Source organism: Phormidesmis priestleyi ULC007 (assembly GCF_003003695.1).
GTDB classification, from domain to species: Bacteria; Cyanobacteriota; Cyanobacteriia; order Leptolyngbyales; family Leptolyngbyaceae; genus Phormidesmis_A; species Phormidesmis_A priestleyi_A.
In genome coordinates this window covers 16783-40453 of the sequence record NZ_PVWG01000041.1, presented here as the reverse complement: position 1 = coordinate 40453, position 23671 = coordinate 16783, and the positions used below count along the sequence as shown (strand labels likewise).

At 48.8% G+C, this 23671-nt stretch carries 24 protein-coding genes; 13 read left to right on the top strand and 11 right to left on the bottom strand.

Translation table 11 applies throughout. From position 1 onward, the window contains the following. Positions 1-378: 378 nt before the first annotated feature. The 5 genes from C7B65_RS21615 to C7B65_RS21595 form a co-directional block, all read right to left on the bottom strand. Positions 379-606, bottom strand: a complete 228-nt coding sequence (locus tag C7B65_RS21615; RefSeq protein ID WP_073073890.1) for an ABC-three component system middle component 6 — start codon at positions 604-606, stop codon at positions 379-381. Beyond that, the gene (locus tag C7B65_RS21610; protein ID WP_073073891.1) at positions 603-1247 is read right to left on the bottom strand and encodes an ABC-three component system protein; all 645 of its coding nucleotides are present in this window, start codon (positions 1245-1247) and stop codon (positions 603-605) included. Before C7B65_RS21610 ends, C7B65_RS21615 begins: the two co-directional genes overlap by 4 nt. Before the next feature lie 12 nt (positions 1248-1259). Continuing rightward, positions 1260-1952 carry a hypothetical protein gene (locus tag C7B65_RS28055; RefSeq protein ID WP_073073893.1) on the bottom strand — a complete coding sequence of 231 codons (693 nt, stop codon included), beginning with the start codon at positions 1950-1952 and terminating at the stop codon, positions 1260-1262. 469 nt (positions 1953-2421) lie between these two features. After that, positions 2422-4008, bottom strand: coding sequence for a slr1306 family protein (locus tag C7B65_RS21600; RefSeq protein WP_073073895.1), 1587 nt, complete (start codon positions 4006-4008; stop codon positions 2422-2424). A gap of 220 nt (positions 4009-4228) precedes the next feature. After that, positions 4229-4531, bottom strand: coding sequence for an RNA recognition motif domain-containing protein (locus tag C7B65_RS21595; protein ID WP_073073896.1), 303 nt, complete (start codon positions 4529-4531; stop codon positions 4229-4231). 240 nt (positions 4532-4771) lie between these two features. On the opposite strand from C7B65_RS21595, the gene C7B65_RS21590 reads away from it, so the two are divergent. Beyond that, complete coding sequence (locus tag C7B65_RS21590; protein WP_073073898.1) at positions 4772-5764, top strand: Gfo/Idh/MocA family protein; 993 nt, start codon at positions 4772-4774, stop codon at positions 5762-5764. Positions 5765-5928: 164 nt separating this feature from the next. Here the strand turns inward: C7B65_RS21590 and C7B65_RS21585 are convergent, their stop codons facing one another. Together C7B65_RS21585 and C7B65_RS28050 are read right to left on the bottom strand one after the other, a co-directional pair. Continuing rightward, positions 5929-7221 (bottom strand): pentapeptide repeat-containing protein, encoded by a 1293-nt coding sequence (locus tag C7B65_RS21585; protein WP_073073900.1) that lies wholly within the window; start codon positions 7219-7221, stop codon positions 5929-5931. Positions 7222-7312: 91 nt separating this feature from the next. After that, positions 7313-7459, bottom strand: coding sequence for a hypothetical protein (locus C7B65_RS28050; protein WP_181314469.1), 147 nt, complete (start codon positions 7457-7459; stop codon positions 7313-7315). 310 nt (positions 7460-7769) lie between these two features. Here C7B65_RS28050 and C7B65_RS21580 point away from each other — a divergent pair, with 310 nt between their 5' ends. From C7B65_RS21580 to C7B65_RS21540, 7 genes are all read left to right on the top strand, one after another. Further along, positions 7770-9881: a CapA family protein gene (locus C7B65_RS21580; protein WP_073073901.1), complete on the top strand. Its 2112-nt coding sequence runs from the start codon at positions 7770-7772 to the stop codon at positions 9879-9881. 61 nt (positions 9882-9942) lie between these two features. Further along, on the top strand, positions 9943-10821 hold the full coding sequence (locus C7B65_RS21575; RefSeq protein WP_083583078.1) for an aldose epimerase family protein: 879 nt from the start codon (positions 9943-9945) through the stop codon (positions 10819-10821). 318 nt (positions 10822-11139) lie between these two features. After that, entirely contained in the window at positions 11140-11469 is a 330-nt protein-coding gene (locus C7B65_RS21565) for an ArsR/SmtB family transcription factor (RefSeq protein WP_073073902.1), read from the top strand. Between the two features lie 168 nt (positions 11470-11637). Beyond that, positions 11638-11781 (top strand): hypothetical protein, encoded by a 144-nt coding sequence (locus tag C7B65_RS28045; RefSeq protein ID WP_181314468.1) that lies wholly within the window; start codon positions 11638-11640, stop codon positions 11779-11781. 206 nt (positions 11782-11987) lie between these two features. Next, a complete protein-coding gene (locus C7B65_RS21555) occupies positions 11988-12998 on the top strand; it encodes an ArsJ-associated glyceraldehyde-3-phosphate dehydrogenase (protein ID WP_073073903.1) in 1011 nt (336 codons plus the stop codon). A 56-nt stretch (positions 12999-13054) separates the two neighbouring features. After that, positions 13055-14317: an organoarsenical effux MFS transporter ArsJ gene (gene arsJ / locus C7B65_RS21550; protein ID WP_073073904.1), complete on the top strand. Its 1263-nt coding sequence runs from the start codon at positions 13055-13057 to the stop codon at positions 14315-14317. A 199-nt stretch (positions 14318-14516) separates the two neighbouring features. Then, entirely contained in the window at positions 14517-14762 is a 246-nt protein-coding gene (locus tag C7B65_RS21540) for a protein-tyrosine phosphatase family protein (RefSeq protein WP_219898690.1), read from the top strand. 103 nt (positions 14763-14865) lie between these two features. Here the strand turns inward: C7B65_RS21540 and C7B65_RS21535 are convergent, their stop codons facing one another. Both C7B65_RS21535 and C7B65_RS21530 read right to left on the bottom strand, forming a co-directional pair. After that, a complete protein-coding gene (locus C7B65_RS21535; protein WP_073073905.1) occupies positions 14866-15153 on the bottom strand; it encodes a Nif11-like leader peptide family natural product precursor in 288 nt (95 codons plus the stop codon). A gap of 227 nt (positions 15154-15380) precedes the next feature. Continuing rightward, the gene (locus C7B65_RS21530; RefSeq protein ID WP_073073906.1) at positions 15381-15713 is read right to left on the bottom strand and encodes a hypothetical protein; all 333 of its coding nucleotides are present in this window, start codon (positions 15711-15713) and stop codon (positions 15381-15383) included. 131 nt (positions 15714-15844) lie between these two features. Between C7B65_RS21530 and C7B65_RS21525 the strand changes: the two genes are divergently transcribed. The 5 genes from C7B65_RS21525 to C7B65_RS21500 all read left to right on the top strand — a co-directional run bounded on the left by C7B65_RS21525 (position 15845) and on the right by C7B65_RS21500 (position 22167). After that, on the top strand, positions 15845-16675 hold the full coding sequence (locus C7B65_RS21525; RefSeq protein ID WP_073073991.1) for an alpha/beta fold hydrolase: 831 nt from the start codon (positions 15845-15847) through the stop codon (positions 16673-16675). A gap of 421 nt (positions 16676-17096) precedes the next feature. Beyond that, positions 17097-19277: a sensor domain-containing protein gene (locus tag C7B65_RS21515; RefSeq protein WP_073073908.1), complete on the top strand. Its 2181-nt coding sequence runs from the start codon at positions 17097-17099 to the stop codon at positions 19275-19277. Between the two features lie 225 nt (positions 19278-19502). Beyond that, positions 19503-20069: a photosystem I assembly protein Ycf4 gene (locus tag C7B65_RS21510; protein ID WP_073073909.1), complete on the top strand. Its 567-nt coding sequence runs from the start codon at positions 19503-19505 to the stop codon at positions 20067-20069. 155 nt (positions 20070-20224) lie between these two features. Further along, complete coding sequence (locus tag C7B65_RS21505) at positions 20225-20977, top strand: peptidylprolyl isomerase (RefSeq protein WP_073073911.1); 753 nt, start codon at positions 20225-20227, stop codon at positions 20975-20977. A 50-nt stretch (positions 20978-21027) separates the two neighbouring features. After that, entirely contained in the window at positions 21028-22167 is a 1140-nt protein-coding gene (locus C7B65_RS21500) for a beta-ketoacyl-ACP synthase (protein ID WP_073073913.1), read from the top strand. A gap of 133 nt (positions 22168-22300) precedes the next feature. Here the strand turns inward: C7B65_RS21500 and C7B65_RS21495 are convergent, their stop codons facing one another. Beyond that, complete coding sequence (locus tag C7B65_RS21495) at positions 22301-23197, bottom strand: DUF4432 family protein (RefSeq protein ID WP_106254119.1); 897 nt, start codon at positions 23195-23197, stop codon at positions 22301-22303. A 105-nt stretch (positions 23198-23302) separates the two neighbouring features. Next, entirely contained in the window at positions 23303-23659 is a 357-nt protein-coding gene (gene nirD / locus C7B65_RS21490) for a nitrite reductase small subunit NirD (protein ID WP_073073918.1), read from the bottom strand. Between the last annotated feature and the right edge of the window lie 12 nt (positions 23660-23671).

The window sequence follows — 23671 nt, the reverse complement described above, 5'->3', positions numbered from 1 at the left end:
ACGACAAGCTAAAAAGCCTGATGAGTTGGAAGTTTCAATCCTTCAAAAAAGTCCAGCTCTTAGCCGATTAGAGTATATTTCCCTGAATTACCACTCTTGAAGGCTCGTCAACTCTCCGAGTAGCAATGACTTCTCGATCTGCTAAAGTCAAGTTCAAACTAAAAGACCATTCTCTCAGAGCTGATGCTGTAAGTCCTGTCCCTTTTCGTGTACGTGCTCCTAAGCAAAAGTGAATGATTTCAATTAGAGTTGATTTCCCAAGCCCATTACGTGAATCTCTAGCAGTGGATGTTTCTGTGCGATCCGCCAGAATTACATTGAAGCCGGATGTAAATTCGACAGCCTTGAATGAAACTTTATTGGCAAAAACAGCATTAATCATTGGTGACGCTTACGGAGCAACCCTTCTTCTAGCTCAATTGCTCCAATCATATACAGAAGGTCAAGAACCAAGACAAAGCGTTCAAACGTAGCAACCTCTGAAACTTTAGATAGATCGCCCCAGAGAGAAGTCACGGTACGTGGATAGTTCAGGTGTTCTATAATTGTAGCACCAACACCTAACAACGAATTACGGGTTGAGATATGCTTCGTAGGTAAAATCATGGCTCAAACACGTCACAAGTTTCAAAAAAGTAGCACAAAACTGCCAGTCCTGCCGCTTGCCGTAAGGGGTCTGGATTATTATGGCTTGAAAATTTATACAGGTGCATAAACAATTCATCTCCTCGCATACCTGACCTTATTAGCTTGATATATTCAGTATTTAGAGAAGCTTTTAGTCTTTCTGGTACATCAGGAAAATTAATCTTCGCATTATTCTCAACAAAATGACGTACCTCTCCGGCCTTTGCTAGACCCATATCTAAGAAGAATTTAATGTTATGGGTCAAGTCATTCTTGTACATTTTTTCTTCAGGATTAGTAGGCTGAAAATTATCTTGACCGTCTATAGAAATCATCCTCTGATTTAAAAGAGCTGTAATTACAAAATTTATATCCTCATAAGTGACGCTTGCCATCGTCAAGGCTAAATTTCTTTGCGTTACCTGTTCCTGCCCAAAGGAATCTAAATCACCTTGACAGTCACGCATTTGTCCTTTGAGTTCGGAAATCTGAGATTTTAGTCTGCTTTTAGTCGGGGGATCGGTTTCATCAATTAATTGTTGCTCGCACTCACCAAGCAATCTTACAACTTTTCCCATTTTCAGTTCAAGGTTAGATCTATGCTCTTCACGCCAAGACATAAAATAATCTACCTAATCTTTTATAAATTTTGATTTCCAGTGTTGCCAAGTCTCTTTAAGATTAATTCCGGTTCCTAATCCTAGCTCTCCTTCGTAAGCAAGGATAAACGGAATAATTGGAATTGATATCTTTAGTGCGTGTTTCGCATCGAGTGTTGGAGCATTAATTATTTCAACAACAGCTTCGTTACCTGCTGGCAAAGTAAGGTCGCGCTCTTTTAATGCTTTCAATAGCTGCCGAGTCTCAGTTAACATTAATTGAATCTCCTCTTCAGAAGCTTGGTCAGTATCTATGGCCTCTAGAAAGGCTTGCATCTTTATCAACTCAGGTTCATCTAACTGTTGTGTGAAAGGAAAAAGCAATGCTTGTTCCCCAGGATTAAAATGCAACAATAACGCTTGACTGAGAGCAACCTGGCTGTCTAAAAGTAACTCAATTTTGTTGTCGATTTCCTGCAACTGGTCAGAAAGAGTCTGAGTTTGAAGCGGATGTTTGTTCGTCAATTGAACTTGCAACTCTACAAATTCCTCTTCATACGCGACTTTCTGTTGCTTCAAACTTTCAACACGACGGCGATATTTACTTTTTTTCCCAGAATCGTCCTCATCAATTAACTCTGTTTCGTACTCATTCAACAGTTGCAAAACCTTCGCAATATTTTCTTCCAAGTGCTGCAACCTTAAATTTAAGAGCGAGGGAATCATAAACTATTTTCTATCAGTAGAATAAAGATGCAAGCTGCTTGGTTAGATTACTGAGTTGGTTATAGCACGCCAGCGAAAAACTGCCCGTTAATATCACTAATCCGCGACGGTGAGTTAGAGAGGAAGCAATAATGCATTATGAATAGGCTACTTGGAAAGACGTTGGCAAAAATGAGTGCGACCCGCCACGCACCCTATTAAGAAACTTTTAGCTACTTGAGGACATATCCTAGAAGCATTCCGGCTGCGTCATCACAGATAACTCGAAGGGCTGACGTTCTGATCGAACCGCTGCAAATAGCCTCTGCCACAGCATCAAACAACTGCTGGCTAACGAGGAAGCAGATTTTCTCGTCTAAAGAGCGACGATCGCAAGATGCCTTCTCGCTTAAAAGGAGAATTCGAGTCGAGACACTGCTGCAATGTCGTGCCGATTCTTAATTTCATTTCTCACACGATTCGCAAACGATTAAGAAGCAATAATTTCTTCTGGCATTTCTAGCAAAATTGGGCTTTGGAACGGTTCATCTTCAAGTTTTGCCCCCATCTGCAAAAGCTGTTCTTGAGGAGCCGGAAGCTCTGCCATAGGTTCGGTTGTCCACGGTTCCATTTTGGGAGCCAACGCCGTCGATTTGAGCTTATCGACCGCTTGCTTAACAAACGCCTGCAAGAATGGAATCCGTTGATTTTGTTGGAAGATTTTCTCCATGATTTGTTGAAGCAGATCTCGCTTCACCGTCCCGTCTGGGATGTCACCCTCAAAATACTCAATCAGCGTCAACCCAGCTAGTCGAGTCAGATAGGCAGCGCTGACTCCTTGAAGTAACCCACCCGCCACATAAGTCACGACATTGGTTTTAAGAACGGTCGCGATCGCTTGGGTCGAAATTTCCACAACTCCCAGTTTCACCATCAAACTTGCCATCGTAGTCGCAACCGTTTTTGCTTGGGTCAGAGAGAATTTTTGCTGATAGAGCTGACTCAGATCCATGACCATTTGGGCATTAATTGCCGCCGCTGCCAACAGATCCAGCGCGGGAAACGGGTTTGCAAATGCGGTGGTTGCCACAATCCACTGCGCTTGATCAATCAGGGGAAGTGCCCGATCGCGCCGCACCGTATTCAATGCCTTTTTCGCCTCAGTTTTAATCTCGTTGACTGCGCCAAATGAGCTAGCTAAAACAAGTTGGTCGCCTTCGTGCAGCAGAATCTGGCTCAAGCGATCGGTCAATGCCGAAATCTGCGGCGCGGGGGTTTCCAACCATTCTTTGATCGAGCCATCAGCCTGATGTTGCCGTACTTTTCGGGGTTTGGGATCGGTCGCGATCGCTATTACATCCTGTGATGTGAGAATTTTTTCTGCCCGTTGGCGAATTTGATTCAGCAATTGTTGCTGTTCGTCTGGCAAATAGTGATCTTGTTTGTTTAACAGCAGCACGATGCGTTTGTGCGCGGCTGCTAATTTCTGTATCACTTGAAGCTGGGATGCGGTCAGGTCGCCATTGGTCAAAAACAGGATCAGATCTGCTGCCCGCGCCAGTTTCCAAGCGTCTCGTTCTGCAACGATTCCGTCTTCGGTGGCGGCAAACAATTCTGGGGTGTCGCTTAAACTCAGCTTTTGCGATAATTCTGATGCCCAAGTTGATTGCAGAAGCTGCGTCAGCGACGTTTTGCCGACCGATTTGCCACCCATCACTACGAGGCGAATCTGATCTCGCTGTAGCTCACGGGTGATTTGATTGATCTGCGATCGCAGCTCCGATAATTGCTGGGCGCTGCCGTTGATCGTTTGATCATTCACCTCAACTGCCAGTTGATTGATTACCCCTTCGGCATCTGCCAGGGCTGTCTTCACTGCCGTTAAATTAACAGGTGCTGCGTTGGATTTAACGCTGTCACTGGACTGAAACCGCAAAAATAACCAGGCAATTCCACTGCCAATGACGATCGCAGGTGCCCACTCGCCAAGACTGTGAGATAAATTTTCAAACAACCAAACAAAAAGTGTGAGACCAACTCCCCCAAGCACTAGCGATCGGCGCAACTGAACCGTCATATCAGATACACTTCCAGACTGTCTTCTCAGGATAGAACAAACTTTCGCGGTTGATCCAAAACTGTCTGGGAAGACTCTTTGACCAAAACCTCGGAGGTTTGCGTAAGTCCTATTTGTATTTGAGATCGCATCCGTCTATTGAAGCGATGATCACACCCAAATAAAAAGGAGTAGACGCTTTGCCTACCCCTTCGAGTGATTAGATGGCGATCGTCAGCGCTTAATAGCGGCGAGAAGACCGATTGTCGTTTGACCAGTTGCCGCCCGAAGACCCTCTCTCTTCGCGAGGTCTGGCTTTGTTGACCTTCAGGTCACGACCCATCCAGGCTGCACCGTCGAGGGCTTCGATCGCCGCCGTTTCTTCTGCGTCGGTGCCCATTTCAACAAAGGCAAAACCGCGCATCCGACCCGTTTCACGATCGGTAGGCAATTGCACCCGCTTAACGCTTCCGTATTCGGCAAATGCTTGGGTTAAATTATCTTCAGTCGCATCGTAGGATAGATTGCCAACATAAATTGACATAGAGCTTCTCCAAAATCAAAGAGTGTGAAGAGCTACATTCGGAGAAACGTCTATTCAACGAATTCAAAACCGAAAATAAATCTCGTTAATAACGCTAACACAGGACGAGAAAATTGACGGAGGTGGCACAGATAGCACATCGCTCCATATATTCAGAGAAAGAGCGTGATTGTTTAACTGAGGTTTGCGTAAGTCCCATTTAAGGTAGATTGATCAATAGCTCTTACTTCTACAAGCATCATGACTTCTTCTTTTTCGGCGCTCCCCATTCGAGTTGGGTTAGTAGGCACGGGGTATGTAGCCAAAATGCGAGCTGAGACGGTGAATGCAGATCCTAGAGCCAAGCTAGTTGGTGTGGCAGGGCATACGCCAGAAACGACTCAGGAGTTTGCACACATTTACCAGACGCGATCGTTTAGCGGCTGGGCTGATCTGATTAGCAATGAGCAGATTGATTTAGTGATCGTGTCGGGCATCAATCGAGATCATGGAACGATCGTGCAGGCTGCCCTCTCAGCCAAAAAACATGTGGTAGTGGAGTATCCTTTAGCGTTAACAGTTGGGGAAGCAGAGGACGCGATCGCGCTGGCAAGATCCCACAATTTGTTACTGCACGTCGAACACATTGAGTTGTTGGGCGGAGTCCATCAAGCGTTAATACAGGCGTTACCCCAGATTGGAACGCCCTTTTATGCGCGGTATGTCACGATGACTCCTCAAAACCCTGCGCCGCAAAAGTGGACTTATCAGCCAGACTTATTTGGGTTTCCTTTAATCGGGGCGTTATCGCGTCTGCACCGTTTGACTCATGCCTTTGGCGAAGTGGCAACCGTCAGTTGTCAAAATCGCGAATGGCAGACGATTCCTAACTCTAAGCATTATGCCGCCTGTCTCTGTGCCGCCCAGCTTCGATTTAAGAGTGGGCTGATTGCCGAAGTCGTTTATGGCAAGGGTGAAGCGGTTTGGCAACCAGAGCGCAAGTTTGAAGTGCAGGGCAAAAGCGGTGGCTTGATCTTTGACGGAGAAGGCGGCGTGTTGATCAACGCTGAAGGCGATCGCCCGATCGAAGTCGCAAGTCGTCGCGGCATTTTTGCCAAAGACACCACTGCGGTGCTGGACTGTTTAATTGATGGAACGCCCCTCTATGTCAAGCCAGAAGCCAGTTTATATACGCTGAGAGTGGCAGATGCAGCCCGACGATCGGCCGCGATCGGACAGGTTGTGACGGTTTGAAGAAATCGTTTAGCGTTTCAGAATCAATGGTCAAATACGCCCCCTAGCCCTAATTCTGGGAGAACTAGATCCGCTTAAAGTCCCCCAATTTTGGGGGATTTAGGGGGCTTCCAGAATTGCAATGACTCAACAATTCATACTTGCATTCAGCAACGTCAGCCGTTTCACCGTCCCAGTTTATTAGGAATGCCGTCACACCCGCCCGGAATCGTGGCTCTCGTCTTGGAGCCGCCCCACGCACAGCAATAGTAACGCTGCTCTGGAGACAGATCTTCAGCATCGGTGAAATCGGCATTTTCGACCACGGCTCCCGTGTGGGCACCCGTTTTATAGTTAGGTGGCTCAGTGCGGCTGCGAGGTGAAGCGGCTTCTGCACTGCCGTAAAAGAGACGCACTCCGTTAAAATCTGCGCTTCTCAGACTGGCACTAAATAGAATCGTTCTGGCGAGATTAGACTTGACCAGATCACAGCGATCGAGGTTTGCCCGAATCAAATTTGCCTCGCTCAAATCTGTCCAGCGCAGGTCGGTGTCTGCCAAGTTAGCAGCCGCTAACATCACCCCGACATCAATGACGCGTGTGCCGTGGCTACGGTCTTCTGCATAGCCGCCAGAGCCATCGAGAATGGCACGTCCAAGGTGACGATCGCGCTTCAAAGGCGTTAGCAGTTTGGCACGAGACAGAAACCTCAAGATCTTGGCTTTGCCCGATCCATCCACACTGCTGAGAATCGCGGCAGTGCGACCTTCGGCGATCGCGCGTTCTTGAGGCCAGTCCTCTAACAAGCCTTGTTCATCTAAAACGAGATCCGAAATGCCTTGAAAGTAGGTGTCGATCGTTTGCTGCTGAGTAATCGTGTTTTGCTGAATCGTCAGATCTTTAGAAATAATATATTGCCGCCAAGCAATGTAAACCGCCAAAATTGCGATCAAAATTTGCCCCAACGCGCCAAATACTTCACCAAGTGCGCCGATCGCGTTCCAGTCTAATTGTTTGTACAAGACAATGAGGATCGTTCCGAATCCGGCAATTTTGAGCAAGCCAATCACTGCCAGCACTAGCCCTGCGGAAGCGATCAAAACGGATTGTTCTCGTCCGGCACCGAGTTCTGCCAAAATCGGTTGCAGAATAGGGAACAGAACGCGGAACGACAAGAGCAACGCCACGATCGAGCCTGCTAACACGAGCCAAAAACTATTGATGAATAGCCCGATGATCACGATGACGATCGCCACTAGCACCATCAGAGAAATCGCAGGGCGAATTGCTGCCAATCGAGACGTGTCACTCGGCGGAATGCCCACTCCTGGAAACGCAGAGGCATTTTTTTCTCGCGAAATCTCAGCTTTAGAGGGCGGTTGAGAAATCGGAGAACGATCGGCCTCATTGCTCCCCGTTCCATTATTGGCATGGGGTGAGTCAGGCGCAGAGGGAGGCGAATTGGGGTCGAGGGTCATGCCTAACCTAAAAAACCGCAAACTTCAGGGAGTATATGCCCTATCGTACCTGCTTCTATCGATTTGCAGAGGCTTTTCTGGGAGCCATGATTCAGTGATAGAGGAATGCTTTCACCGGAAACTTGACAAACCCCGGAGCCGTGTAGCGCTTTGACAAGTTAATGCCTACAGCCGTTTTTGCGAGGTAGAGGACATAGAGGCTCAGAAAAATTAGCAGCGATCGCTTGGCAAACTGCATACAGATTCGTCAGCTAACAACGTCTGTGATTCTAAGCCAGCACTTTTACCGATTTGTGAACGGGAAACGTCAAAGCCGTGTCAGTTACACCGATTGGAAAACGATCGCCCCCATCAAACGTTCGCGTAGGGACATGGCACGCCGTGTCCTCCACCAATTCGCCCCGTCGAAAAAGAATTTTAGTGCAAACCCAGCAATATAGAGTTTAATATTCTGTGATTTGCATCATCGAAATCAGTCAGGTCTGGCAAACACATTCATCCGGGGTTGTATCGTTGTTGTTGCGAACTGTGTGTGGGAGTTTTGGAGTATGAGTCACGCGGGCGAGTCGTATCACCCCTCTGTGTTAGAACTGGCACGATCGGGCAATTTTCGAGCCATTGCCTATTGGCTAAATGTGTTTCTTTTGCCTCATAATCTCTATGCAAAAGTCGAGGCAGCCCCGCAGTCTGGGTGTTTGCAGGTGCTTGTCGAGTTTCATCCGTCGCCCGATCGCGATCCAAAATCACCCCAGTTTCGCAGCCGCCTAGTGCGCTTGATTTGTCATCACCTCTGGAAACTCAATTCAGACGTGATTGAAGGCGTGCAGGTGACGGGGCGATTTGTCGGCAAACCTCAAGTGATTTGGCGGCAATCCGTGCGAGTGTTGTCTCCAGCAAGACGCGCCAAACTTGGGCTTCCGATTAAACAAGTGCCTTCCGTTCGCAGAGCTAGCCAGATTCAGTCACAAGTGCAAGAAGCTGCTCGTCAAAAAGTGCAATTTCGGGCGCTGCGATCGCTCCTGCTCACAGGCACCACCGCCGCCGCGTTTATTCTGGGATGCTGGCTGGGCTACAGCGATGCCCCAACTGAGCAAACGACTGCCTCTGCTTCTCCGGCGGCAATTTCACCGATTCGCCCCGATACCGTTCTGACTGCTTTGGGCAACGTTTCAGTTGAGAAACCGCCCGTGCAGAATGCCAACGACCCGACCGTGACGCTGATGTTTGGCGGAGATGTCACCCTCACCGATGCCTACACTGATTTAGTGGGCAGCGATCGTCAGTGGGCTTTCTCAGCCATGGATGAAGTGCGACAGGTCGATGTGGCAATGGTGAATTTAGAAGCGCCGTTTACCACCACCACTACGCCCTTACCCGACAAGCAGTTTAACTTCAAAGTCGATCCTGAAAATGTGCAGGTGTTGAAGAATGGCGGCATTGACCTCGTAACTTTGGCGAATAATCATGCGATGGATTATCAGGCGGCTGGGTTGGAAGACACGATCAAAACGTTGGATCAAGCCGGGATTCATCACATCGGGGCAGGACGAACGATTGAAGACGCTCGCCGCCCAGAAATTCTCGACGTAAAAGGGCAACGAATTGCATACCTCGGCTACTATGACGGAGAATTTCAGGCGGCAGGCGCAGGCGTTGCTGGGACGAATTCTCGCCAAAACGATCGGGTCGCTGCCGATATCCAAGCAATCCGCAGTCAGGTCGATTGGGTCGTCGTCAACTACCACTGGGGCGAAGAGTTAGCCAAATATCCGAGTGATTATCAATTGGATCTGGCGCGATTTACGATCGATCAGGGTGCCGATCTAGTCGTTGGGCATCATCCTCACGTTTTACAGGGGGCAGAAATTTATAAAGGACGACCGATCGTTTACTCGCTGGGTAATTTCATCTTTGGTGGCAAGTCGGTGAGCGACTACGATACCGCCGTTCTCAAAGTGGGACTTAAAGATAAACAGATGAAAGTAGAGTTTGTGCCAGTCGAGGTAACAAGATTTCAGCCCAGAGTTGTGAGTGGCGATCGCGGCACCGAGATTTTGCACCAGATCGAAAACGTCTCAGACATCTTTCACGAACCCCTGAAGTCGCCTGTGGTGTTAGATGCAAAGACAAATACGACGGTGATCGCTCCAAGTGCCCCTGCGATCGCGACTCCTGCCGCGCCGACTTCTACCTCACCCGAACCTATTAGCCCCGCTCCTAGCCCCGTCGATTCGCCGACTCCGCAAGCGCCTGATGCTTCTAGTCCGCCATCTGCCCCCATGTCGCCTGATGCAGGCACGCCAATCACGCAGCCGAGTCCTTCTTCTGATCAACCTGCCCCCGCACCCTGGAAAAACGACTCGTTTATCTCGACTCCTAGCCCCAGCCCGACTAGCGAAACCTCGCCCATCCCGGTTCCTAGCTCCAGCCCGACTAGCGAGGCAGCGCCTATCTCGGCTCCTAGCCCTAGCCCCACCGAAGCATCACCCACTCCTTCGATGCCGCCTGATCAGCAAGGAGATGCGGCTTCACCCTCGATCGAGTCAGATCCAGCGATCGCGCCTAGCCCTGCCAATAGCTTAGAGCCGTTGAAGAAGCGATATGCCCAAACTCCTGCCTCTACGGAGGTTGCTGCGGCAATGCTGACACCCCGACAGTAGAGCACAATACTCATTTATGCTCTGGTGACCTGTTACTCTATAGCCTATTGATTCATCTGGGATGATGCCTGTGTTTGCGATCGCGTTTCGTCGTCAGCAATATGACACCTATATTCTGAGTGACCAGACTGCACAGTCACGGTTAGAAGTGGTGCCCGATCGAGGTGGCATTATCACGAGCTGGCAGGTGCAGGGGCGAGAATTGCTCTATATGGACACGGCCCGATTTGCAGATCCGAGCTTATCAGTGCGCGGTGGCATTCCGATTCTGTTTCCAATTTGCGGCAATTTGCCAGACAACACCTACACGCACAACGGGCAGTCTTACACGCTCAAACAACACGGGTTTGCGCGAGATCTGCCCTGGGAAGTGCTCGATCGGGTGACGCAAGATCAAGCCAGCCTAAAATTGGGGTTGTCGAGCAATGATCAGACTCGTGCTGTCTATCCGTTTGATTTTCAGCTTGAGTTTACCTACACGCTGCAAGGACAAACGCTATCACTTCAGCAGCGTTATACCAATTGTTCTAGCGAGGTGATGCCGTTCTCGATCGGGTTTCATCCCTACTTTTTGGTGCTAGATAAGCATCAATTGCGATTCGAGATTCCAGCGACCGAAGCGTTAGATCAAAAGTCTCAGATCAGGCAACCATTTTTTAACACGTTTGACTTCGAGCGACCTGAAATCGATTGGGCATTTCCGCAGTTAAATCGTCAGGTTGCGATCGGCTCTGATCTCAGCCGTCACACCCGCATCACCCTCAGCTACAGCCCTGAGTTTTCAGCCCTGGTTTTTTGGACGCTAAAAGGCAAAGATTTTTATTGTTTAGAACCTTGGAGCGCTCTTCGGAATGCGTTAAATACGGGCGATCGGCTGTTTGACCTCGCTCCCGGAGCCACGCTAGAAACCGAAGTGAGCTTAACAGTAGATTTCAATTGATTAAGAATTAATAAGATAGCAATTAGCTAATTCAGCAAGTCGATCGCGTTGTGATTGAGATGAAACAACCGTGAACTGCCGTCCGATCGCCTAAAATAGGATGTTGCTCCGATGGGGTGCGACCTCTACCTGATACTAAAGTGGCTCAAGCCTCCTGCTGATAAGGTTTTTGAACGATTTCACAGTAGTCTTTTTGATTATTCATTGATCAATTTTACAGGCACTCAAAACCCTTATGGAGCAAAAGGTAATCGGTTTTTTCCAATGTATCGGATGGAGGTCGCACCCCTCCGATGAAACTCAATACAATAAAATTTGATGCAAAAGACAACCTCAATCCCATCAACTTTAATCGTTACGGGCTTTCATGCGCTCTCGGAACCTTTGCGGGTTCAAGTCCTCGATTTACTCCGAGAGCAGGAGCTTTGTGTGTGTGACCTCTGTGGAGCCATGGAAGTAACACAATCGAAACTGTCCTTTCACCTCAAGGTTCTAAAGGAGGCTCAGTTAGTAAAAGCTCGCCAAGAAGGACGCTGGATCTACTACAGCCTAAATTTGGCTCAGTTTGTCTTATTGGAGCAGTATCTAGCAGAATTTCGCCGCTTCAGCCCGATTCTCCCGGCTCGTGCTTGTCGAGATGATGGTTGACCCATCAAGTTTTTTACAATTCGTCACCTCATATGTGTTGCAGCATACTTGAAACAATCAATTTTATTTGAAACGATATACATCAACGCTGCGGCAGCACAGCAGAAACCCGAACTTCAGGAATTTGTCCTCTACTAGGTTCGGAATGCGAAGCGGGTTTCGGAAGGAGTGAACTACATTCCCCTGCCGGATGAAGGTTATCGCCTCAGCGAACTTCACTTCTATCGGGGCAAAGTTGGAACAGTGTTTGAAGGCGTTCCGCAGCCAGATTTGACGATCGGTGAACTGCTTCGCAAACAAGCGGTTTTTTAATCGGCAGACTGAATGGCGTTCACGATCGCTCTATTCTCAAACCGCGATCGTGAACGGTCCATCAAAGTCCACTCAGTTTAAACTCAATCAATTTTTTTAAGTTTAATTTTTCTCAAAGATCCTGAAATCAAGTCTTGAAATAAGTAAACTAAAGAAATATACTAAATTAAATTGAAATATAGAAGCGATTCACCCAGGTGAAATCTATGATTGTGCGAGTTGGAATTAATGGATTTGGTAGAATCGGACGCTTAGATTTACGAGCAGCTTGGGGCGGGTCAGAGATCGAATTTGTGCATATCAACGAAGTCAAAGGCGGGGCAGCAACGGCGGCACACTTGCTCAAATTTGACTCGGTACATGGACGTTGGGCACCCGAAGTCGAAGCTGGCGAAAACCGCATTCTGATTGATGGCAAACCGATTAGCTTTAGTGAATTTGCGAAGCCGGGAGAAGTGCCTTGGGAAGATTACGGCGTAGATATAGTGTTGGAATGTTCTGGAAAGTTTCGGACCCCAGAAACCCTTGATCCTTATTTCAAACGCGGAGTTAAGAAGGTCATTGTCGCGGCTCCGGTTAAACAAGGGGCGCTCAACATTGTGATGGGGATTAATGATGATCTCTACGAGCCAGACCAACACAATCTTTTGACTGCTGCTTCTTGCACCACAAACTGTCTTGCGCCCGTGGTCAAAGTGATTCATGAAGGGTTGGGCATCAAGCATGGTGTGATTACCACGATTCACGACAACACCAATACTCAAACGATCGTCGATGCCCCCCACAAAGATTTGCGTCGGGCACGAGCTACGAGCTTGTCGCTGATTCCCACCTCTACCGGATCGGCAACCGCGATCGGACTCATCTATCCAGAACTAAATGGCAAGCTCAACGGGTTAGCAGTCAGAGTTCCATTGCTCAACGCCTCGCTTACAGATTGTGTGTTTGAAGTAGCACGATCGACCACAGTTGAGGAAGTCAATCAACTTCTAAAAACGGCGGCTGAAGGAACGCTAAACGGCATCTTAGGCTATGAAGAACGCCCGTTAGTGTCGATCGATTACAAAGATGACCCGCGCTCATCAATCATTGATGCACTTTCAACAATGGTCGTAGATGGAACTCAAGTGAAGATTCTCGCTTGGTACGACAACGAATGGGGATACTCAAATCGCATGGTAGAACTTGCGAGAAAAGTTGCGATCGGTCTGAAATAGGTTCGAGTTAGAGCGGTTTTTACTGAAGATTCAGCACACCTACTCCCTCATTTCTCATGACAGCTTCTACTGCTTCTCGTGCCAATTTTAAGAATTACATTCTGGTAACACTGACCTACTGGGGCTTCACGATTACTGATGGTGCTCTGCGGTTGATCGTGTTGCTCTACTTTAACAACATTGGCTATACCCCGATTCAGATTGCCTCGCTGTTTCTGTTCTACGAAGTCTTTGGAGTCGTCACGAACTTCTTAGGCGGCTGGATTGGTTCTCAATTAGGGTTGAAGGTCACGCTATACACAGGGATTGGACTACAAATCTTTTCTCTAGTTTTGCTGTCCTTCCTCAATCCCGCTTGGGCGCAGTGGTTGGCTGTCTTGTATGTGATGGTTGCTCAGGCGTTTTCAGGAATTGCCAAAGACTTAACCAAAATGAGTACCAAGAGTGCAATTCGATTGGTCGTGCCGCAAGATGCTCATTCTGCTTTGTTCAAATGGGTCGCGATTCTGACAGGTTCTAAGAATGCGCTCAAAGGGGTAGGTTTCTTTGTAGGCAGCGCCCTACTTGGATTATTTGGCTTTGTTAGTTCCCTATGGATTATGGCAGGAGGCTTGTTCCTGTTGTTGTTTACAGGCTTGTTTTTGCCAAAGGGGATGGGCAAAATCAAGGCGAAGGTTAAATTCAATCAACTTTTTTCTAAGAGTCGTGAGATTAACATTCTCTCCGCAGCGCGATTCTTTTTATTCGGCTCTAGAGATGTTTGGTTTGTGGTTGGATTGCCCGTTTTCTTGAGCAGTGTCTTAGGGTGGTCATTTTCTCAAGTGGGTGGATTTCTCGCTTGTTGGGTGATTGGTTACGGCATTGTTCAATCCCTAGCGCCAACACTGATTCGGCGGTTTGGGTCGGGTCAGCCTCCTCGATCGAAAACGGTTCAGTTTTGGACATCTTTGCTCGTTGTGGTTCCGGCTGCGATCGCGACCGCGCTTCAACTCAATGTCCCTGCAAATGTCGCGATCGTGGTTGGACTGATGATCTTTGGCGTTGTCTTTGCGTTTAACTCTGCCGTTCATTCTTACTTAGTTCTAGCATTTACCGACGACGACAAAGTAGCGTTGAATGTTGGTTTCTACTACATGGCAAATTCTGGGGGGCGGTTAGCAGGAACGGTGCTATCTGGATTGGTGTATCAGTTCTATGGTCTAGTCGGCTGCTTGTGGGTGTCAACAGTGTTGGTTTTAGCGGCGGCTGTCATTACCCGCAAGCTCCCTGATCCTCAACCGAGTAAAGACATTGCTTGGAACGCGGGAGGCGGAGAGTGATGAAGAAACCCGCTCTCAAACAATTGTCTTTTCTCGATCGCTACCTGACGCTATGGATCTTTTTGGCAATGGCAGTGGGCGTTGTTTGCGGCTGTGGTGGATCCATTAGTCGAAGTCCCGGCACTCATCGGTTTGGTCAACGTCTCGTTTTGGTTTCAGAGACGATTTTTCTCTTCATCCCTGCTATAGAAGTTCAACTATGGAGCAACGAGCCATTGAACCGATCGAGAAGAACGTGTGGTGGGTGATTCCTACCAAGCTTGCAGGCGTTTGTAAGCCTCTGCCAGAGGAACTCATTAACCTACAAGCAGTGGGCATTGGTGCGATCGTGTCTGTCATGGATGATTCGTCTAACCTGGATGTCTACCAACAGGCAAATATCCCTCATCTCGGGTTGCCAATTCAAGGTGGTGACGCTGCGAGGATTGGCGGTTACGGTTCTTGAGCGTTGCTTCTAACAGCTTAATCTGATTGCGTCTTACGATCGCTAACCATTCCCAACTGATTAGAGCAAACGTATGAAAATCACCGAGCCAAGATTCTGAAGTTTAGGCTTCCGCGACCTCTTGCTCCCCCTCGTCGCGAGAAGTCTCATTGGCTCTCTCTAGCCAGTTAACGTTCCGTAGCCACTTCCAAACCCCAGTCGAGCGTCTCACCCCCACATCTTGGCTAGATTCTCGAATCAGTTGTTTGAGTTCTGCGATCGTAAAGCAGTAGCCCAATTGGTTAGAAATTTTGAGAAATTCTTCGGGTGAGTTGGCAGCGCTAAACTTTTCACGGATGATGTGATCTTGAGCCGCTACCGTTAAAAATCGAGTTGCACTTTCTACAGACATATTCACAGTCTCCTGATAATTGTAAGTATTTGCGACCTGATGAGTGGGTGCAACGGGTTTTTTCAAACTTGAGGGGGCATTCTACGGGCACTTCATCAAATACGAAACTTTAGCCTGTGTATAAAGTACTACAGGACACTAGTACTTAGGTAAGATTTAGGGCAAAATTCATCAAAATTTATTAGTTATAAAGTGACTCTACGAAAGACGCATTCACAAACCATTCGCTACAAGCGGCGAGTTTTGCCGATTTTAGGAGTGCTTGATTGCTGACAGACGTTTTGAGCGCGATCGCCCTGACTCTGAGTCTGTGGCTCAACTCTCAGCAGCTCGTTTGAATTGCGAACCGGACGATCGAGCCTCTGAATCTCTCGCTCTAACTGCTCTCGCCCTTGCCTAAAAAAATCTTGCGAACTCGACGGAACCAAATCACGAGAAAATCGCTGTAGCTGAGATGCAGTCAGTCCTCCTATCCCATCCGCTTTGGCAGCAGGAGCCAGCCAACTCACCAAAGGCACAGATAGACTGAGGACGATCGCGGCATAATGTCGAATCTTCATAATCAAATGCTCTTTCAGAGAAGTCACGCATCAGGAACTGCTACTTCCCAGGCTATCGCGCTGATCTTCAATCCGCCAAGGCTGAGAGTTAAAATTGGATGAAGTTTGGCAATAAACCCCTGGAACCGTCTGTGACCCAAAAGCACCTGCTGCAAATCCACTTAGAGTTTGACTCGCTCGATCGCACGCCTCAATCTGCCGCATATCTAGAAACCGGACAGGGAACTCCGCTCCTGATGCTGCACGGCTTTTTGGGCAGCAGCACTAACTGGCTCCCGTTGATGGAGCGGCTGAAGACTCAATTTCGCTGCATTAGCTTGGATCTGTTGGGGTTTGGGGAGTCTGCAAAACCCGATATCCGCTACGATGTCGCCAAAGAAGTTGCGTTTGTGCGGCAGGTCGTCGAAGCATTACACCTCGATCCCTGTTACATCGTGGGGCACTCGTTTGGGGGCTGGGTTGCCTCTGCCTATGCGTTGCAGTATCCCGATGCCGTTAAAGGTCTGTTCCTCGCGGCCCCAGCAGGCATTCGAGATGATAGTTTTGCGGGTCGGTATGATCACTTGCGTCCATTGCTGTGGCAAACCCCGATCGTTGATTGGGCCCTCGCGATCGCTAAACCTCTAGTTCGATTAGCGGGACAAAGCAAGGCGTTAGAAACCATCTACTGGGCACGGCGCGAACTAAACGCCCAGCCTGCGGCGCGATCGTTTTTAGTCGATCGCATTCGTCCTGAAGACGCGATCGACACCGTAGAAGCTGACATTCATCGATTGCGAGTGCCGACGTTGGTCATGACTGGCGATCGAGATGAAACGATTCCCCTCTGGCATAGCCAAACTTACGCAAACGCGATCGCAAACGCTCAACTTGCCATCCTTGCTAACGCCGATCACGCGCTGCCGCAAAATCACTCGTCTGAGATGGCAGACTTGATCACCCAGTTTTTGAGAGCCTTGTGATCTGTACTATTCTTTCTGGCAAAAACCTCTGCAAACTCAAAAAATCTTTGCCTCACATCCAAGTTTCTCAAAAAATTGGGCAAACTGAATCAACTAGTTCTCTAAGCAAACGTCAGTTCGATGAGTTCTTTCGCTGCGTTCTTCAGCGCTTCTGCCCCCTAAATCCCCCAATTCTGGGGGACTTCAAGCCCAGAATTGAGGTTCAAAGTCCCCCAATTTTGGGGGATTTAGGGGGCAGCCCGGATTAGCAACCGTAGTGAAAAGCTTCATCGAATTCACGTTAAACAAAGGCTCTGATAGCGATCGCTCGTGTTTGTTTCCTGACTGATCACCCCGTTAAAAGCCTTGCGTAAACCAGATTTTAGAATCCCAGATCTCAACTTGGTCGCGTCTAGAAGCAGAGAGTGCCCAGGAGTTCCCTATGGCAACTGACCCCTCGATCGCCCAACCTGTGACGACGATCCTACAGCCCCTCCAAGAGTCAGACTGGCTGCTCCACACCGTCATCGAAAACCTCAATGATGGCATTGTGATCACCGATCGAGAAGATTGCGTTCTGCACGTCAACTCTCGCATGGCAAGGCTGGTCGGCTGCTCAGTGGCAGAAATGGTCGGCAAACCTGCTGATCAGTTTTTCTCGGCGATCGAAGGCTGGCTTCAGTTTCACACGGGGCAATCTGATCAAGACCGCCAAAACTTTTATGGCTGGAAGGAAGGGCAACTCAAACGCAAAGACGGCAGAAAATTTTGGGCAGAAGTCAACGCAACGCTGCTCTGCACAAACCAGGGAGAACCTGCTGGCAGCCTGATCACCGTCAAAGATATTACTGAACGCAAGTGGCTCGAAGAATATCTGCGACTTTTAGAATCGGTCGTGGTGAATGCCAATGAGATTGTGATGATTTCGCAGGCAGAACCGACGGAAGACCCCTTGAGCTTGCGAATCGTGTATGTCAATGATGCTTTTCTGCGAGCCACGGGTCACACCTCGGCTGAAGTGATCGGCAAATCTGCTCAGTTGCTGTTAGGCACTCACACCTCAGCCAGCGAACTCGATCGGATTCGCACCAGTCTGCTCAACTTTGAAGCCGTCAAAGCCGAATTGATTCTCTATCACAAAGACAACACGGGGTTTTGGGTTGACCTCAACACTGTGCCGATTCGCGATGAGCAAGGGCAAGTCACCCACTTTGTTTCGGTGATGCGCGAAGTCACCGAGCGCAAGCAAGTAGAAGAACAGCTTCGTCTCAACGCCTTTCACGACTCGCTGACTGGCTTGCCCAATCGCCTTTTATTTATGGAACGGTTGGCACAGACTGTGACTCGCTCTCGGCAAAGTGCAGATCATCAGTTTGCGGTGCTGTTTTTAGACCTCGATCGCTTCAAGGTGATCAACGATAGTCTGGGGCACTTGATTGGCGATCAGCTTTTGATCGCGATCGCGCGACGGCTAGAAGCCTGTGTGAGTCGCGAAGATACTGTCTCGCGGTTAGGCGGCGACGAGTTTACCATTTTGCTAGAGCGCATTCAAAACTTAGAGGACGCGAAGAAAATTGCCGAGCGGGTGCATCAAACTTTATCGACTCCGTTTAACCTCAACGGGCACGAGGTGTTTACGTCTGCCAGCATCGGCATCACGTTGAGCACGACTGATTATGAGCTACCCGAAGACCTGCTGCGTGGAGCAGACATCGCGATGTATCGCGCCAAGGCATCGGGCAGAGCCTGTCATGAAGTCTTTGATACAGAGATGCACACGCGAGTAGTCAACTTGCTGCAACTCGAAAATGACCTGCGGCGAGCGGTGGAGCATCAAGAATTTTTGCTCTACTATCAGCCGATCGTGGCGCTGGCAACGGGGAAAATGATGGGCTTTGAGGCACTGGTGCGCTGGCAGCATCCCGAACAGGGGATCGTGTCTCCAGTAAAATTTGTGCCAATGGCAGAAGAGACGGGGCTAATTATTCCGCTTGGGCAGTGGGTTTTGCGAGAAGCCTGTCGTCAAATGAAGGCTTGGCACACCGCTTTTCCTGATCAGCCGCCGTTGAGCATTAGTGTCAATTTATCGAGTCGTCAATTTTCCCAGCCGAGCCTGATTAAGCAAATTCGCCAAATTTTAGACGACACTGAGCTAGAGGCTCATCATTTGAAGCTAGAAATCACCGAAAGCGCCATCATGGAAAACCCTGAAAGCGCCATGGATATGATGTTGCAGCTTAAAGCGATGGGCATTCAGCTATCAGCCGATGATTTTGGCACGGGCTATTCTTCGCTGGGCTACTTATATCGCTTTCCGATGGATCTGCTGAAGATCGATCGTTCTTTTATCAGCCGAGTCGATGTCGATGGCGAGAAGTTAGAGCTGGTAAAAACCATCATCACCCTGTCCTGGAACTTGGGAATGGATGTCGTCGCTGAAGGGGTCGAAACCACTAAGCAACTGGCACAACTCAAAGCCTTGAAGTGTGAATATGCTCAGGGTTATCTGTTCTCTAAGCCTGTTTGCAGTGCCGATGCTGAAAAGCTGATTCGAGCCGACCATCCCTTTAAAGATATTTCGCGAGCGCTGTTGCCTACCAGTCGGTTGCTTGAGAATCTCTAGGCATGAATCGATCGCCTTAGCTCTCAGGGTTTCTGAACTGTCCTGTCGCTGTAATATACTAGATCAGGATCGTGGATTAAACCGTGTCGGTTACTTGCAACGTCAATGGGCACGGCAGTGTCATGCCCGTACGCAAATTTGGGTTTTAATTTAAGTCACGAGGGTTGTGGATTGCGGTTTGCGCTCCCAATCAATTTGTAATCTCTTTTAGGGTCTAGTGATCTCATGACTGCACAGACAGCCTCTACAAATGATCTTGTTCTGCGCCAGCAGATTTTAGGATCGAGACGGTTTAGCAACTATTGGTGGGCAAGCGTGGTCTCGATCGGGGCGACGGGTTTTTTGCTGGCATCGATTTCTAGTTACACCAAAGTCAATTTATTGCCGTTTGCCGACCCCACTAAGCTGATATTTTTCCCTCAGGGGTTGGCGATGGGGCTTTATGGCGTGGCAGGGTTGCTGCTCGCTGCTTATCTTTGGCTGAGTGTCGCGTGGGATTTGGGTGGCGGATATAACGAGTTCAACAAGCAGACGGGTCAGATGGCAATTTTTCGCTGGGGGTTTCCCGGCAAGAATCGCAAAATTGAGTTGAACTGTCAGTTGAGCGATGTTCAGGCGGTCAAAGCAATTCTCAGAGAAGGCGTGAACCCCCGACGATCGCTCTATCTGCGAGTCAAAGGAATGCGAGATATTCCGCTCACACGGGTGGGTCAGCCTTTGGGGTTGTCTGAGCTAGAAAATCAGGCAGCAGAACTTGCCAGATTTTTAAGTGTGCCTTTAGAGGGGTTGTAATGGTCTGAACGAGTTTTAGCCGAATTAACCGATGGGACGCATTCTTGAAGTTCGATTAGCGAAACTTAAGATTGCGTCCCATCTTTTTTGCCACTTGAATTCGGGCATCTGAGCGATAAGATGTTAGATGGCTTTGTTGAAATGGGTAACTAAAAATGCAGACAAAAATCCGAAACTGGCTTTTATCGACATTGGCTGTCGCCATCTTCGCGATCGTCGGGTGTAATCCTCAAGCAACTTCTGCTCCCACAGATTCCCCGTCTGCATCCCCGTCTGCGACTGCTTCGGTGCCTGCGGTGGTTCCGAGTTCTCCTCAAGCTAACAATCTGCCTCGTTTAGAAGGCAAAGCAACCGTTGTGATGACGGTGAAAGGTTCGCCGATCACGATCGAAGTCAACGGCACCGATGCCCCGATCACTTCCGGTAATTTTGTTGATTTAGTCGATAAAAAAGTCTATGACGGTCTGGTGTTTCACCGAGTTGTGCGAGAGCCACAGCCGTTTGTAGTGCAGGGTGGCGACCCGCAGGGGAAAAATCCTAACTTTCCGCTAGAGCAACTGGGAACGGGTGGTTTTATTGACCCGACTACGAATCAGCCTCGCAACATTCCTTTAGAAATTAAGCCTGACAAAGCAAGTGAGCCGATCGTTTATAGCAAAACTTTAGAGTCTAAAAACCCGAAGCTGAAGCACATTCGCGGCGCAGTGGCGATGGCTCGATCGGCGTTTCCCGATTCTGCTTCCTCGCAGTTCTATTTTGTATTGGCTGACCAGCCATTTCTAGATGGCGATTATGCGGTGTTTGGCACTGTGACCCAAGGCATGGAAGGGGTCGATAAGATTCAGCAGGGCGATCGCATTGAGTCTGCCAAAGTCACTCAAGGCATCGAAAACCTCAAAAGAGGATAATTCGCATTAGTTTTGAGATTTTAACCGAGAACTCAAAACTTAAACTGGCTATGGATGTCGTGGTGACTGGAATTGGGCTGGCTTCAGCCTTGGGCAATTTAGAAGCTAGCTGGCATGGGTTGGTAGAGGCACGATCGGGCATTCAACTCTACCAACCCTTTTTAGATCTAGAGCCAAAACCTCTGGCGTTGATCAGCCCTCAACCTGCGGAATTGGTGCCACTGACTCAACAAATCGTGCTAGAGGCGCTTCAAGATGCGGGGCTGGGGCTGCCTCTGTCAGATTGCGGAGTGGTGGTTGGCTCAAGTCGAGGAAATCAGGCTGAGTGGGAGAAATTATCTCGACAGCCTTATTTAGAAGATGAGTCGATTCTTTTAAAAAGCTGGTTGAAGACGTTGCCCAATGCGGCAGCGATCGCCGCCGCTAATCTCCTACAAACCTGCGCTCCGGTGCTCTCACCAATGGCGGCTTGTGCAACCGGAATTTGGGCGATCGCTCAAGGCTATGAACTAATCCGATCGGGGCAGTGTCAGCGCGTCATTGCGGGAGCCATCGAAGCGGCAATTACGCCACTAACGCTGATTGGATTTGATCGGATGGGCGCTTTAGCAAAGACGGGCTGTTATCCGTTTGATGTTGATCGTGAGGGATTAGTGCTTGGCGAAGGGGGAGCTATCTTGGTACTCGAATCCGCAGCGATCGCAAAAGATCGAGGCGCTAAAACTTACGGTCAAATTTTAGGATTTGGGTTGACCGCAGATGGTCATCATGTCAGTGCGCCTGAGCCAGAGAGTAAAGCCGCGATCGCTGCCGTTTGGCAATGCCTCCAGCGCAGCAATCTTTCGCCTCAAGACATCGACTATATTCACGCGCATGGAACATCGACGCAGCTCAACGATCGCAACGAAGCTCACTTAATTCAGCAGTTGTTTCCATCCGGGGTGCCTGTGAGTTCGACGAAGGGGGCAACCGGGCACACGATCGGGGCATCCGGTGCGCTGGGGGCTGCTTTTTGTCTGATGGCGTTACGGCACAAAACTTTGCCGCCTTGTGTGGGGCTAAAATCTCCTGAATTTGACTTAGATTTTGTCAGGACTGCGCGATCTACGGCGGCTGGAAACGCCCTTTGCTTTAGTTTTGGATTTGGGGGACAGAATGCAGCGATCGCTTTAGGGCTTGACTCTGCTTAAGATCGTAAATTACATAAAATCGCACATAGTTCGGTCTACGTTTTAGCCTTTTGCCCTCATCCCCTAGCAATAGAGGCATCGACTCTAATCAACTAATAGAAGTTGTAACTGCGATCGCTAGTCTAGATTCCTCCTATCGCTGTAGGTGAATTGTCAATGTGCGGCGCTGACGTTCTTTGGGTTGCAGTTGAGCAGCCGTTCCATTTTGACAAGCCACATCTAAATCATAGGGAATGGTGGTGCAAGGCTCCATCACCAGCACATAATAATCACGCCAGCCGCCATAGATTTGAAAGACCCAAACATAAGGAAAATCAGCCTGATCAAAGGTCATCATCAAAGCAGTGCCCGATCGCTGATTGCGAATTCCACACTCTCCTTTAGCCAGATCTGAACTGTAAAAGAATTCTTGTGAGTGGGACGATCGCGGCAAAGCTTTTCGTAAATCAACTTCTTGACCGTCGGCGGCAAACGCTTTCGGGAAATGAGTTTTTTGAGCGCGTCCAATAATTTTGCTAAAGCCCAAGGCGACTGGCTCAATTAGGCAGTCGGGCAGCAGAATTTCGTCTCCAGCTTCGATGGCGATCGCAGCGTGGTGTTTAAACAAAAACGGAATCGTTTCATCAGATTTGTTGTGAAACTGAAACTCAATTCGAGCCTGAGTTTCCTCTAATCGAATGGTTTTTTCGACGCTGACAGGCACCGTTTCACAAAATCGCGCCATCTTAATGCTAGAAGGTGTAGTCTCTACGACATCCCACGCCTGCGACCACAGTTCCCCATGATCGACCAGATGCCGATTTTGAGACAACCCTTCTCCGTCATTGGGAAACATCTCATCCCAACCACCTGACCAATGGTCGTCAAATGAGGCACCCACCGGGAGCGATCGCGTTTGACTTGCATCATAATCAGGTGGATGCCAGAGCCACTCATGCCCGGTTTTTTGGTCTATGAGTTGATCAATTCGTCCTCCTAAGTCAGGGCGAATCGTCAATTTGAGTTCAGAGTTTTCCAATATAGTAATCATCGGCGTTCCCGCTTTCAGAAATTGAGTATAAATCTTTTTTCATACTCTTTATTCTTAACGCTATCGGTGACACCTCGATCGCGATATATGTCGCGAGAAGGAAATTTAAACGCTGACTTGCACTTGCATTTCGATCACCCTCACGGCAAAGGTTGGAATCCTGACGGTTTCGTCGTCAAGGCACTGCCCCGTTTGCAGATTGAAATTTTGTTTGTAGATCGGAGATGCCACTTTAGGGATGCCGTTACGATCGCCAATAATGCCCCGTGACAGCACAAAGGCTTTGCTAAACGGGTCGTAGTTGCTGAGAGCATAAATCTCGGTGCCATCTCCAACCCGAAAAACTGCAACTTGCTGACCTTCGACCAGGGCACAGACTCCCGTGTTGGGCAAGATTTGCTCGATCGGGCAAATCGTCACCCATTGATTAATTAACGATTGAGTAGGCAAAGCTTGAATCATAAGTAATAGGAA